At 47.3% G+C, this 13,924-nt stretch carries 13 protein-coding genes; 6 read left to right on the forward strand and 7 right to left on the reverse strand.

Translation table 11 applies throughout. The features are described from left to right. Positions 1-3: 3 nt before the first annotated feature. From AB6805_RS21715 to AB6805_RS21725, 3 genes are all read right to left on the reverse strand, one after another. Positions 4-1,722, reverse strand: coding sequence for a carbamoyltransferase (locus AB6805_RS21715; RefSeq protein ID WP_370911541.1), 1,719 nt, complete (start codon positions 1,720-1,722; stop codon positions 4-6). Positions 1,723-1,775: 53 nt separating this feature from the next. Beyond that, a complete protein-coding gene (locus tag AB6805_RS21720; protein WP_370911542.1) occupies positions 1,776-2,042 on the reverse strand; it encodes a hypothetical protein in 267 nt (88 codons plus the stop codon). Positions 2,043-2,199: 157 nt separating this feature from the next. Then, positions 2,200-2,718, reverse strand: coding sequence for a CinA family protein (locus AB6805_RS21725; protein WP_370911543.1), 519 nt, complete (start codon positions 2,716-2,718; stop codon positions 2,200-2,202). 111 nt (positions 2,719-2,829) lie between these two features. Between AB6805_RS21725 and AB6805_RS21730 the strand changes: the two genes are divergently transcribed. Beyond that, positions 2,830-3,744 (forward strand): SDR family NAD(P)-dependent oxidoreductase, encoded by a 915-nt coding sequence (locus AB6805_RS21730; protein ID WP_370911544.1) that lies wholly within the window; start codon positions 2,830-2,832, stop codon positions 3,742-3,744. A 28-nt stretch (positions 3,745-3,772) separates the two neighbouring features. After that, on the forward strand, positions 3,773-4,930 hold the full coding sequence (locus AB6805_RS21735; protein ID WP_370911545.1) for an alcohol dehydrogenase catalytic domain-containing protein: 1,158 nt from the start codon (positions 3,773-3,775) through the stop codon (positions 4,928-4,930). 34 nt (positions 4,931-4,964) lie between these two features. On the opposite strand, the gene ligD is transcribed toward AB6805_RS21735, so the two are convergent. Together ligD and AB6805_RS21745 are read right to left on the reverse strand one after the other, a co-directional pair. Continuing rightward, complete coding sequence (gene ligD, locus AB6805_RS21740) at positions 4,965-7,571, reverse strand: DNA ligase D (protein ID WP_370911546.1); 2,607 nt, start codon at positions 7,569-7,571, stop codon at positions 4,965-4,967. Positions 7,572-7,605: 34 nt separating this feature from the next. Then, positions 7,606-9,126 (reverse strand): FAD-dependent oxidoreductase, encoded by a 1,521-nt coding sequence (locus tag AB6805_RS21745; RefSeq protein ID WP_370911547.1) that lies wholly within the window; start codon positions 9,124-9,126, stop codon positions 7,606-7,608. Positions 9,127-9,281: 155 nt separating this feature from the next. Between AB6805_RS21745 and AB6805_RS21750 the strand changes: the two genes are divergently transcribed. From AB6805_RS21750 to AB6805_RS21760, 3 genes are read left to right on the forward strand one after another with little or no spacing between them, the layout of a single operon-like run. Then, positions 9,282-9,455, forward strand: a complete 174-nt coding sequence (locus AB6805_RS21750; RefSeq protein WP_370911548.1) for a hypothetical protein — start codon at positions 9,282-9,284, stop codon at positions 9,453-9,455. A 9-nt stretch (positions 9,456-9,464) separates the two neighbouring features. Beyond that, the gene (locus AB6805_RS21755) at positions 9,465-10,808 is read left to right on the forward strand and encodes a sorbosone dehydrogenase family protein (RefSeq protein ID WP_370911549.1); all 1,344 of its coding nucleotides are present in this window, start codon (positions 9,465-9,467) and stop codon (positions 10,806-10,808) included. A 29-nt stretch (positions 10,809-10,837) separates the two neighbouring features. Beyond that, positions 10,838-11,038, forward strand: a complete 201-nt coding sequence (locus tag AB6805_RS21760; RefSeq protein WP_370911550.1) for a hypothetical protein — start codon at positions 10,838-10,840, stop codon at positions 11,036-11,038. 63 nt (positions 11,039-11,101) lie between these two features. On the opposite strand, the gene AB6805_RS21765 is transcribed toward AB6805_RS21760, so the two are convergent. Continuing rightward, positions 11,102-11,653, reverse strand: coding sequence for a PepSY-like domain-containing protein (locus tag AB6805_RS21765; protein ID WP_370911551.1), 552 nt, complete (start codon positions 11,651-11,653; stop codon positions 11,102-11,104). A gap of 39 nt (positions 11,654-11,692) precedes the next feature. Further along, complete coding sequence (locus AB6805_RS21770) at positions 11,693-12,661, reverse strand: transporter (RefSeq protein ID WP_370911552.1); 969 nt, start codon at positions 12,659-12,661, stop codon at positions 11,693-11,695. 277 nt (positions 12,662-12,938) lie between these two features. Here AB6805_RS21770 and AB6805_RS21775 point away from each other — a divergent pair, with 277 nt between their 5' ends. Next, the gene (locus AB6805_RS21775) at positions 12,939-13,430 is read left to right on the forward strand and encodes a hypothetical protein (protein WP_370911553.1); all 492 of its coding nucleotides are present in this window, start codon (positions 12,939-12,941) and stop codon (positions 13,428-13,430) included. Positions 13,431-13,924 lie beyond the last annotated feature (494 nt).

Genomic DNA, 13,924 nt, shown 5'->3' on the forward strand with positions numbered 1-13,924 from the left:
TATTTATTTTTCAACCAGGAAGGAGCCTATCACCAGCGCATCAAAAGGTGATGACCAGAAACATTCCAGTGCATCCCGGGGCGTACATACAATAGGCTTACCCAATGTGTTAAAAGAAGTATTGATTAATACCGGCACACCTGTTTTCTTTTTGAATGCCTGTAAAAGCTGGTAATAAGCCGGATGCTGGGCTTCATTTACGGTTTGAATACGTGCGGTGCCGTCCACATGCGTAACGGCCGGAATAAGGGCCTGCTTGTCTTTTCTCACCGGGTATACAAACAACATGTAAGGCGATTGCCTGGCTCCCTCAAACCACTCAGCGGCATCTTCTTCCGTCACCACCGGCGCCACCGGCCGGAAATCCTCCCGGTCTTTTACTTCGTTCAGGCGGGCCTGCATATCCTCATGCAGGGGAGAAGCCAGGATGGAGCGGCTGCCCAGCGCCCTGGGACCAAATTCCATCCGTCCCTGGAACCAGCCGATGATCTTATCATCTGCCAGCAATTGCGCGGTTTCTTCTGCAATATTATCCAGCTTACGGTAGGATGTTTTCGTCCATTTTAGAAACTGTTCTATTTCCGCATCTGTATAAGCCGGGCCCCAGTACGCATGATCCATTACAAAATCCTTTCCTTCCGGATGCCGCATCCGTGCATCGAGCCACAGGGCAGCGCCCAGTGCAGTGCCGGCGTCTCCGGCGGCCGGTTGTACCCACATGTTTTTAAAGATGCCCGCATCGCGGATGGTGGCATTCAGCACACAGTTTAAGGCTACTCCGCCGGCAAAGCACAACGTATCGCTTTGTGTTTCCCGCTTCAGCCAGGAAGCCAGTGAAAGCACGCTTTCCTGTAACACCTGCTGCATGGAATGCGCAATGTCGAAATGATGTGCCGTGAACGGATCATTTTTCCGCCGCTTCGGACCCAGGATCTCTGCCAGGTCCACATCATCAATCTGGTACTGCCCATTATCAGACAACGAAATAATATCACGTAACACATTTACATAAACCGGCTTGCCGTATGATGCCAGCGCCATCACCTTGTATTCATCAGAAGAATGAAGAAAACCAAGATGAGTAGTAATTTTTTCGTACAGGAGTCCCAGTGAGTGCGGCATATTTACCTGGCTGATCCTCTCCAGCACATTGCCGGACCCGGTACTGAAAGTAGTGGTAGCCCTTTCCCCGCGGCCGTCTATCGTCATTACAGCAGCCTCATGATAAGGAGAGGGAAGGAAGGCGCTGGCAGCATGGCAGAGGTGGTGGTCGATATGGTGCCACTGCCCGGGGTTACTGTTACCCTGATAAAAACTTGGCTGCAGGTGATGCGGATAACCATCATTCAATTGTCCCCTGGCATTAACAATGGCCTGCAGAAATAAAGGGTCCCAGGGCGATTGCCACTTTTCTTTAGTAAGCGTTCCCGCCGGAAATAAGGGTAGCTTTATCTCTTCCTTGCTGGCAACTTCCGGCTCCATCAACTGGTACGGATCAAAAGAATAGGCAAAGTGATCTACATCGTTGATATGAATGCCGGCGGTACGCAAACAATAATCAATGGCATGAAAAGGCAGCTCATACGCTGCAAAAGGAATGGGTCTTTTTCCGTGTTTGATATGGGTAAACCGCTCGTCTTCCGCCGCTGCGATCAGCTGCCCGTCTTTTACCAGGCAGGCGGCTGAATCATGAAAAGCGGCATTAATACCTAATGTATACATCTCGGGAAATTAAAATGAAAATAAAAAATGGGTTAGTAAGGGAAGCAATAATATCAGCTGCCGGACTCTTTGTCCTCGTCCCACTCAATATTATCTGCTTCTTCATCTGAAAGATCATTTTCTTCCAGGTCATTCTCATCTAATGGCGGATCGGTGTCTTCTATTTCCTCGTCCGCTTTTTCATCTGCGGTTAACCCGCTGTCAAGATCCTCTTCTTCACGGGAATTTTGTGCGGCAGTACTTTGCGTATTGGCATGACTGCTGAATCCTCCGCTAACCTGTTTGTCAGGAGTGCTTTGTTTTGATGCTTGCTTTTCCATAGTCTGAGTTTTTTTTAAAATCGTTCAAAGACTACGCCATGTGCCGGAGCAGCGCTTCCCACATCGCTGCCGTTATGCAGTTGCGGAACACTTTACCCATTCAATGGGAAATCCGGTTACAGAGTGGGAGTAATTTTTCAGCATGTAACCGCTTGTATTATTTTTTTACGGGAGAATAAGGAAGATGTAAAGCATCTTTAAAAAGTAATAATAATTCGTGGGTATAGTATTGCCGTATCGCTGCCGGATCTCCGTTATCTTCCGCTTTTAATCTGCCCTGCGACATGGGCTGTCCCTTGAAGCTGAAAGCATAATAGGCAAACAGTTCGGTGATGCCCAGCTCAGGCACCGGCGAAGCATACCCGGTGATAGCGATGCCCCAGTCGGCTGAAAATAAAGGTCCTACCGCTATCGCCATCTCCAGCGCTACCTTCTCCGATACACAATCACACTTTTGTCCATGTATGGGGTCAATGTTCAGGTGCTTCGTTTTCTGACCAATATTATAAGTGGTAATACCACCCTGGAAAAAATCCATGGCTTTTTCGGCCAGCGAAAGTGCTACCTGCAAATGCCCGGCAGTTACACTTTCTGCTACCGCCAGGGTTTGCTGGTTGCTGGTAAGTGATTGCCGGATATCACGCAGTAATTCAGTATCAGATACAAATGGGTCCATGGTTCATTGCTTTTTGTTATAAATCACTAAAGCTGTGCCATTCAGCAACACCCGGCCCCGTCTTTGCTGCCATTTTTTAAAATCATTCTATACACACTTAATTCATTTGCTATGACAACCGTTAATGTTAACAACAGGAATGAATACGCATTAATTACCGGCGCTACCAGCGGTATTGGTTATGAACTGGCTAAACTACTGGCGGCAGACAGTTACAATCTCATCCTCGTGGCGCGGAACCCCGACCGGCTGCAGGAAGTAACGGATGAACTGAAAGCGGCCTATGGAGTGGAAGTAACACCCATTACAAAAGACCTGTTCATGCCATCTGCAGCGGCTGAAATTTATGCGGAAACAAAAGACATGGGTATCAGCATTGATGTGCTGGTGAATGACGCAGGACAGGGAGAATGGGGCCCTTTCCTGGAAACTGACCTGAACAGGGATATTGATATCATCCAGTTAAACATCATTGCGTTAATGTCGCTCACTAAATTCTACCTGAGAGACATGCATAAACGGAACATGGGCCGCATCCTGCTGCTGGGATCAGAAGCAGGTACCACCCCAATGCCGCTGCTGTCGGTATACGCCGCCACCAAAGCCTTTGTTATTTCCTTTGGCGCCGCCCTGGCAGAAGAACTGCGTGACACCGATGTTACCGTTACGGTATTGCTGCCCGGCGCTACGGACACCGACTTCTTCCACAAGGCACACCAGGAAGACACCGTTACCTATCGTGAAAAATCCCTGGCCCCTCCGGAAGAAGTGGCGAAGGATGGCTACGATGCATTAATGAAAGGAGAACGTAAAATTATTTCCGGCTCAAAAACAAAAATGCATGTATGGATGAGCGACCTGCTCGGAACTTCCAAAGCAGCCGCCAACGCCCGCAAACTGAACGAACCCAGTACAGAAGCCCTCGGCGAAAAGAAACCGGAGCATGCCGCTTCCCGCAAGGAACGGGAATATATAAACGAAGATAGCCGTCGCAGTGATGGTGATCTGAACCAGGACGTAAACTGATTCCATTAACTTTTAAAAGACACAATTTATGAAGGCTGCAGTATTTCACCGCCCGGGCAGTATCAGCGTAGATACGGTTGACGACCCCAAACTGGAAAAAGACACAGACCTTATTCTGAAGGTAACGTCAACGGCTATATGTGGTTCTGACCTGCATATCTACGACGGCTTTTTTCCACAACCTAAGCCACAGGTACTGGGACACGAATTTATGGGTATTGTGGAGGAAACAGGAAAGGCCATCACCCATTTGAAAAAAGGAGACCGGGTAGTGGTGCCATTTCCCATTTCCTGCGGCAGCTGCTATTTTTGCCAGCATAGCATGCCCGTGCATTGCGAGCACTCCAACCCCGAACACTACGGCCCGGAAGGAGATATGATGAAAGGAAAAGGCGGCGGCCTTTACGGGTATACAGACCTTTACGGCGGCTACAGCGGCGGCCAGGCAGAGTATGTGCGTGTAATGTACGGCAACATAAATCCACGCAAGGTACCGGATCATTTATCTGACGAACAGGTATTATTCCTCACCGATATTTTTCCTACAGGCTGGTCGGCGATCGACTGGGGCCGGCTACAGGGCGGGGAAACAGTAACCATATTCGGCTCTGGTCCTGTAGGCCTCATGGCACAAAAGGCCGCCTGGCTGCAGGGCGCCGGCAGGGTGATTGCGATTGACCCGCTGAACTACCGCCTCGATAAAGCCCGGTTGGTAAACAAAGTGGAAACCATCAACCCGCATGAAACAGATGCAGTGGAAGCCATCCGCGCCATGACGGGTGGCCGCGGCGCCGATGTATGCGTGGACGCTGTAGGCACAGAAGCGGAACGTTCTTTCTTTGACAAAGTGAAAGCAGTGATCAATGTAGAGAAAGGCACCGCCAAAGTAATGGAACAATGCTTTGAAGCGGTACGCAGAGGCGGCGTTGTATCGGTAGTAGGTGTATACGGCAGTCCATATGATAATTTCCCCATTCACCGGATCTTCGACAAAGGCCTGATCCTGCAATTCGGTCAGGCGCCCGTACAAAAGTATATCGATAAATTGCTCGGCCTCATCGAGCAGGAACAGGTGGTCCTGGATGATATTATAAGCCATCAGCTGCCTTTATCGGAAGCGGCACATGCTTATGATATCTTTAAACACAAAGAAGACGATTGTGTGAAAGTAATCCTGAAACCCTGATAAATAAGGTGGCCCGTATAACATGCGGGCCACCTTATAATAAACGCTGTAATTTGTTCAGCACCGTTTTCATATTAATGCCTTTTCCCAGCAAACCTTTCAGCAGATCGCCTTCCGCCGCTATCCGCTCCGGCATATTGTAAATATTAAAGTCAGCCGTTTTCAAACCCTTCTTCACCTCTTCCCACCGCAAAGGCGCCGACACGGTGGCTCCCGGCTTGGGCCGCAGCGAATAAGCTACCGCCATCGTTTGTATTTGCCGGTTCTGCATAAAGTCGAGATAGATCTGTCCCTTCCTTTTGGCCGGTGTTCTCAGCACACTGGTGTTATCCGGCAATTGTTTGTTGGCAATATTTACAATCAGCTCGGCCAGCATCCTTGATTGCTCAAAGCTGTATTTCGCGCCCAGCGGAATAAGTATATGCATGCCCGTAGACCCGGAAGTTTTTACAAAAGAAGGCGCACCAATCTCATCTAAAATATCTTTGATCACCAACGCGGTGTCAACTACCTCGTTAAAAGAATTGGTATCAGGATCCAGGTCTATCAGGCAATAGTCCGGTTCATCAGGATGCTGTATCCTGCTGTGCCAGGGATTTAATTCAATACATCCCAGGTTAGCCATGTACAACAGTGTGGCCCTGTCTTTACAAACAAGAAATGATTTTGTTTCCCCATCCGATTCGCTGGTATAAGGAAAAGTTGGAATCCAGTCGGCAACCTTATCTTCCACATTCTTCTGGTAAAAATTAAATCCTTTGATGCCTTCTGGAAATCTGTTGAGCGATTGTGGCCGGTCTTTCAGATAGGGCAGTATATAGTCGGCAATGGCTGCATAGTAATTGATCATATCCCGCTTGGTAATGCCTTCATCCGGCCAGTATAATTTATCAAGATTGGTAAATTTCAGCAACTGCCCGTCTAGCTTCATTTCTACCTGTTTCTCATCACCGGGTAAAAATATCCCCGTATCTTTTTTACGGGAGGATGTTTTTTTTCCGGCAGGAGGGGAAACAACTTTTACCTCCTTTTCATCTGCTGCTTTTTTATCTTCCCGTAATCCCATAAATACCGGCTGGCGAAGAATGCCTTCCCGCGTTACCTCGGCAAACTTTACTTCACATACCAGCACCGGTTTCAGCCAGGTAGCCGGCATGTTTGTCTGTGGCTTGGTTTTAAACGGGTGCTTTGGCGCAACGAGCGGCTGGAACTTTGCAAAAAGTTCTTTCAGTAGTTTATCATTAAAGCCGCCACCGGTATGACCAATATATTTCAGTTCCTTTCCTTCATACTTTCCGAGGATAATGGCCCCGAAATGCTTGCGGCTGTTCCTGCCGGCAGTATACCCGCAGATGATGGCCTCCATCCGGTGACTGTTTTTAATTTTCAGCCAGCTCTCCGTTCTGCGGCCCATAATGTAGGTGCTGCCGGCAGCTTTGGCCATCACGCCTTCCAGCCCTTTGTCAATGGCCGCCTCATAAAATGCGGTGCCCTGCCCGCTGATATGATTGCTGTAACGGATGATGTCTTGATCCGCCGGTATGATCTCCGCCAGGATCGCTTTCCGTTCTTCCAGCGGTAAGTGTGTAAGATCTTTGCCGTTATACCAGGGTAAATCAAAAACGTAGTAAACAAGCTGCGCACTTTTGCCATGCTTAAAATAATTTTGCAGTGCCTGGAAGTCGGGGTTGCCTTTTTCATCTACCGCCACAATTTCGCCATCTGTTACTGCCTTTACTTTCCATTGCTGCAGCGCTTCTGTGATCACCCTGAATTTTTCGTTGAAAGAAAGCTGGTTGCGGGAAAGCAGGTCCACCTTGCCATTGTTGAGATACCCGAGGGCACGGTAGCCATCCCATTTTATTTCATAGAGCCAGTCTTCTTTATCAAACGGTTTGGAGGTGACCGTTGCCAGCATGGGCTTCATCTCTTTGGGCATAGGAGCGGTTTTCCCTTTTTTCAATAGCGCGGTAAAATCGTCTGCTGCCGGTACTGCGGCGGCCTTCTTCTTGGCGGCAGTTTTAGTAACGGTGGGTTCCCGGTTGCTTTTCCATACTTTATTTGGATTTTTTGCAATCTGCTCAATGGTTTTTCCGGAAATCACCGATTTGTTTTTAGCGGTAATATCCGTTTTTGAAGCGTAACGATCTTTCACTTTCATCAGCAGCCAGGCGTTTTCTCCTCTGCCTGCGGCCTTTACTAGCGCAAAACTGCCTTTGAGCTTTTTTCCCTTCAGCACAAATTTTAATTTGCCGCTGTGCAATTGATGCAGGAGGTCTTTTGTTTGCTGTTTTTTATCTGTGTCATTATCGTCCGCCGGTTCATAAACGCCTTCATCCCAAACGATCACGGTACCGGCGCCGTAGTTGCCTTCGGGAATAATACCTTCAAAGTCCTTGTAGTTATACGGATGATCTTCTACCATCATGGCCAGCCGTTTTATTTCCGGGTCCATAGACGGCCCCTTGGGTACTGCCCAGCTTTTCAGCACACCCCGCATTTCCAGGCGGAAATCGTAGTGCAGGTGAGAAGCATCGTGCTTTTGTACAACAAAGTGTAGCAGCTGGTCCTCACCTTTCCCGCCGGTAGGCTCAGGGGTTTTACTAAAAGTTCTTTTCTGACGGTATTTTTCCAGACTCATTGCCAACCTGTTTTGGATATTATATATAACGCTTTCAGGAGATATCCAGTTGTTCCAGTCCCTGATCTGCCGGGGTATTCAGCACCTGGCCATCGATACCGTAACGGGCGCCGTGGCAGGGGCAGTCCCAGGAATGCTCTGCCTTATTCCAGCTTACATCACATTTCATATGTGTACACGCAGGTTTCAACGCATGCAACTTACCTTCTTCATCTTTATATAAAGCTATTTTCTGATCTTCATACTCCACTACTTTACCCTCACCGGGAGCAATACCTGCCAGCACTTCCAGTTGTTCACCGGAAAACAATTTACCCATAAATTGTTTCACTACATCCGCATTGTGGGAAATAAACTGGCTGAATCCTGCCACAGGTTTAATCCGATTGGGATCAAAAAGCGCTTCGTTTTTAGGTTTCTGTTCCAGCAGTATCCGCTTCAGTAACAAAGCAGCCACACTGCTGTACACCATCCCGTTTCCGCCATAGCCGGCTGCTACAAAAATATGATCCTCCACGCCCGGAAGCCGTCCGATATAAGGCAATCCATCTACCGGCTCATAATATTGCGATGACCATTGATATTTAATTTCCTTCACTTTAAAGTGGCGTCGCACATAGCTTTCCAGCCGGAGAAAACATTGCGTGGTATTTTCTTCCTGGCCGGTTTTATGATCTTCCCCACCTGCAATGAGGTACTTTTGTCCGTCTATTTCCTGCGTCCGGTAGTAGTGATAAGGATCGTACATATCATAGATCAGTTCATCCGGGTAACTGTCGTCTTCCAGCGTGAAGGCCATTGCATAGCTGCGGTAAGGTGTGCACCGCAGGTGCAGCAGGTTGATGCCTGGCGGAATATGTGTGGCGTAAATCACCGCCCTGGCTTTAAAGGTGCCGGCATTGGTGGTAACGGTAACAGTTTCGTTATTGTCCACACCGGTTACACGGCATTGCTGCCGGATGGTACCGCCTGCTGTTTCAAAGGCGCGCGCCAGGCCCTGTATATATTGCAAAGGATGGAACTTTGCCTGTTCGCCCGCTTTCATGGCTTTGGTAAAAGGAATGGATACGGGAATAGTGCCTACGGGCATCATTTCAAGCCCTGCTTCGGCAGAGGCTTCTGCGATCTGCTCCAGCTCTTTGTCCTGTTCCTCATTTTGTGCAAACAGGATAGCATCTGCGTCACTGAATCCACACTCAATTCCCCATCGGCTGATATTATGTTTTATCAGCGCAATGGCTTCTGAAACACTGGCATACACCTGTTGGGCGGCTTCCTTGCCAAAGTTTTTCCGGATCACGGAATAAGGAACATCCAGCAAAGTATTTAAATGTGCAGTAGTGCCGCCGGAAGTGCCATAGCCAATGTTTTCCGCTTCCAGCAGCAAACAGTTTTTGCCTTCATCCTGCAAAAGAAAGGCGGTACTTACACCGGTAATTCCCCCGCCAATAATGATCACATCATATAGTGTGTCCGGGTCAGCCGTTTTCCTCCCTTCAAAGGGCATTGCGTGATCCTGCCAGAGGCTGATGGAATATGCATCTCTTGATATCATAGCTATTGGTTTAGTATTTAAATCACATCTAAATACTATGCCACGGTAGAGAAGGACTCCTTGCATACGGCTCATGCCGCTGTTTATACTGGCATGATTTTGCCGAAATTTTTAACAGGAACATTTGATTTTTTAATGTTTTAAAAAGACGGGTTATGGAACAGCACGATCAGAAAAAGCAACCGGCACAAAAACCTTTTTCAAAAAATGACCTGTTGGGAAAACAGGAACAGTCCGAGCCGGCGGAGATCCAATCTGCGGATAATACAGAAGAAGAGGACACGGAAAAGATAGATGGAGAGAAAAAGGATACCAGCGGAGAACAGTAAAATTATTTTATGCAGATAAAAGCCCTAAAAAAATCCCGTGGCATTAAAAGTACATGGATGTTATTCATGGCTATGGTTTTATTTGCCTGCAATAATCAACAAAAGAAAGCGCCCGCGTCGGATAGCCTCGCGGCCCAGCAAAATGTGCCGGGCGACACCTTTCCGGAGCCGGATATGACTAAGTCCGTGAAAAACTTCAGTCGCGTTATCGGGTGGCCAGGCAACAAAACTCCCATAGCGCCGAAAGGATTTATCGTCACCAAGTTTGCCGGCGGATTCAAAAATCCGCGTTGGATCTATGTAGCACCGGATGGCGACATCTTCGTGGCGGAGTCAAATGCCACCCGCGCTTTTGTACAGAAAGTAGGCGACGTAGTAACCGGAAAAGCTGCATCAGAAAATGAACAGAAAAGCGCCGACCGTATCACCCTGTTGAGAGATACCAATAAAGATGGGAAACCCGACCAGCGGTTTACGTTCCTGCAAAAGCTCGACCAGCCCTTCGGGATGCTGATCCTTGGCAACAGCTTTTATGTAGCCAATACCAACGGCCTCGTACAATTCCCTTATAAAAAAGGCGACAACAAAATTACCGCAGCCGGTAAAACCATACTGGCATTGCCGGCCGGCGGCTATAACAATCACTGGACCCGCAATGTGATCGCTTCGCCGGATGGCGCAAAGCTCTATGTATCCGTGGGCTCCGGCAGCAATGTGGCGGAGCATGGCATGGAAAACGAAAACCGCAGGGCTAATATCCTGCAGGTCAATCCTGATGGCAGCGATGAAAAGATTTACGCGGGTGGTCTCCGCAACCCCGTAGGCATGGATTGGGCGACCGGCTCCAATACACTGTGGACGGTGGTCAACGAACGGGATGAACTGGGCGATGAACTGGTGCCGGACTACCTGACCGGCGTAAAAGAAGGCGGCTTTTATGGCTGGCCCTATTCTTATTTCGGTCAGCATGAAGACCCACGCCTGAAAGGAAAGCAGCCTGACTCCGTAAAAAAGGCGATCATACCTGATTTTCCGCTGGGTGCGCATACGGCCTCATTAGGACTCGTTTTTTACCGCGGCAGCACTTTCCCGGGCAAATACCAGCAAGGGGCTTTTATAGGGCAGCATGGCTCCTGGAATCGCTCACAACTGGCAGGGTATAAAGTGGTGTTTGTGCCCTTTCAGAAAGGACAACCGTCAGGGCCTGCGGAAGACTTTCTCACCGGCTTCATTGCAGATGCAGCAACAAGCGACGTATACGGCCGGCCGGTAGGAGTGGCCGTAGCGGCAGATGGCGCCCTGCTGGTAGCAGATGATGCTGCCAACACCATCTGGCGCGTAGCCGCTGAATAATTAATTTTTAACCTTTAAAACGGAATGTTATGCCACTAAAAGACAAAACGATCGGCGGACATGGCGAAACCAGTCCGGATCTGGGAAATGACTACAGCCGCGATATTACCCGCGAAGTAACATCGGATGATACATTGAAGAATGTAGTACCCGATAAGGAAAAGAAAAAAGAAGAAAAAAAACAGGAAGAAGAAAAGCATACAAAAGACACGGATAACGTATCAGAGTAGTTACAGGTAAAGAAAAGCCCTGATTTGCCATTGGCGCATCAGGGCTTTTTCTTGGTCGTTGTACTATTTTTCTTTGATGAAATTTCCTGCGTTATCAAAGAATAATCTTTTTTTATCACTGCCTTTATGAACGCCCACTTCTATTTGCTGCTCTGTTTTATCAGGCCGGATAGTCCTTTTAATTTTGTCCGAATCAATCAGGTATCCCTTATAGTTTTGAACAATATAAGTGGATACATTTTGCGGTAACCGGGAATTGATGATCAGCTCTTTGGCTTCAATCAGGTGACCGCTTTCATCGTAAGAGGCTTCCAGGTTGCCGCCTCTTTTACCGGTGATATTGAGTACATACACGTTAAAATCGCCCCTGCTTACCTCGCTGATGTTGTTTTCCGTTACTTCCCAGTTCGATTTATACGTTTTCAACGGCATTTTTAATACCTGTCTCAGGGTCATGTTGGGGAAGTTCTTTTTCAGGGAGTCCTGTACAGATTTGGGAACGGCGTTGTTGTTGATTTTTTTGGCATCAACAATTACTTCCTCGTCCTGTGCGCGGAGGGTACCTGTAGTACAAAATAAAAATAGCAGCATAAATGAGAGGTGAAGTGCTTTCATGATATTTGATTTATGTGAGAAATGTGGATGGTGTCCTGGTTATTTTTTTTCAAACGATTTCAGGTTGTACGCGAGGGTGAGCATAAAAGTGTTGCCCTGTATCCTGTTCTGTGCGCCCATTTCAGCTACCCAACGCAGGTTGAATAACATCCGGATGTGCGGTGCATAATAACTGCCTTCCAGGCCGGCGCCAAAGATCTGATCTTTGTCTGGGTCCAACGCATAGCCGCCCGCCAGCGGAATTTTATCGGTGGTGGTTTTGAATTGCATGTAGTACACTACGCCCGCATTGATAATACGCGGAACCGGACCGGCAGCGGCTTTTTTATACCATGTTTTTCCCAGGCCGCCTTCAATGCTAAGGTTATCGCCTGTTTTAACATCGGAATCTTTCTTTTCGGAGTTGAATGCGTAGGACAATAACGCAGAGAAATGAATAAGCTTTGTTTTATCAAAGAAAACGGTACTGCCGGCAGAAAGCTCATTTGCCAGTTGCCCCAGCCCACTGTTATCGTCACCTCCCATTTCATACTTCCCACTGGGAAAATACAACGCATAACCAAAAAGGAAATCGGCATGCTTCGTATGCCATCCCAGTTGCACCGGCTGAAAATAAATATCGCTGAAAGCAAAAGGCGATTTGGTAGTCGTTACAGTAGACTCCAGCCGGTTACTGGCAAAGGGGAACAATACCGATCCGCCGTAGTTGGCGCCTAGTATTTTAAAATTGGTCACCCAGCTGCCGCCGATGCCGGTAACAAACATATTAAGATCAAGATTGTCTGACACCACATCTCCTTTGCTGTTCTTCAATTTGGAAGCAGAATAAAAATAGGCGGGTACCAGCAATGCAAAGCCCGGAGGCGCTTGTGTGCCTGATTGCAAGCCGGCATCGCCAAGCAGATGGTCGCCTTTTAACTGGGCGGAAAGTGGTTGTGCAGTAATTACACATAACAGAACCGGTAAAGCAATAAGGAGAGGAATGCGCATAATCTCTTTGTTCATCATCTTGCAGAAGTTTAAGAAATGCAATAAAAGAGATGAGAGAGATTTGTATATGCCTGGAGAGGAAAAATTTCTACCTGTAAATTAAGCAGATATTTTTAAAGCGCCATAAATTTTTTTATAAAAAAAAGAATAGAATTGTATAACTTTTTCTGACATCGTGATGTTAATAGAAATACAAGCTTACAACAATTCCTTCCTCGGCATACTCCATACTTGGCAAATCATCTTCACTGTGGCGAATCCTTTGCTCCGCTGATGCAAATGAAAAAAAACACTTATGAAGAAAACTGTATTCATCCTGATGTTCTGCTGGTACGGTCACACCACTTTCGGACAAGCTGCTAATGAAGACCTGTCGGTAATCCAAACGGTATTTGGCAAAGAAAAGAAAGTCGTAGTAGAACAATACATGCAACTGGATAATAGCCAGTCAAATGCATTCTGGCAACTGTATGGCGCGTATGAGTCCAACAGGCGGGAACTTTCCCGTGAGCGGCTGGTCATCCTGAACGATTATGCAAAAGCATATAACCAGCTGGATGACAAAACAGCCCTGTCACTCGCCAACAGAACTATTACAAATGATATGGCCTACGATAAATTCCACAAACGATACCTGAAAAAATTTACGAAGATCATTGGCGGAAAGAATGCAGTTAAATTCTTTCAGCTGGAACTTTATTTCCAGAACGCTGTCAGGTCCTTTATCCTCGATGAAGTACCTTTTATAGATGAACTGGAAAAGAGTAAAAAGTCTACACGTAGTTAATATACAGCCATCACGAAGTAACCTAAGCATGTCAAAGCAACGGATGGCCGGTCCGCAACTTAGGAACAGTTGCCATCGCCTGAGATAATTAATCAACAATACAGGCAGAGCCGGTCCGGAAGATCACGGATGGTAGTGGGGTTGTATAAATCGTGCAGGCTCCGGGCCGACACTCTGCCCATTTTTAACACAGATCAGATATTAAACGGTATATAAAATGATTATTTCATCACGATATAAGCTCTTTACAACCCGCCATCGTGATTCATTCCTGTACGGTTTCTCAATAGTACACTAGCGTGGAATCTACAGGCGATGAAGATTGCGGGGTGTTCTCACCCTGCATGTATTTTTTAATACCGGTTAATGTATCCATATCACTTTTACACCTAAGTAATTATAACGGTTGAGTGAATGAAAAGAGGCTGTATCATAAATAAATGATGCGGTCTTTTTTTTTATTTTAATACCCGTCCCCCATTTATCCACGTTCC

The sequence above is a fragment of the Chitinophaga sp. RCC_12 genome (assembly GCF_041360695.1).
Lineage (GTDB): Bacteria > Bacteroidota > Bacteroidia > Chitinophagales > Chitinophagaceae > Chitinophaga.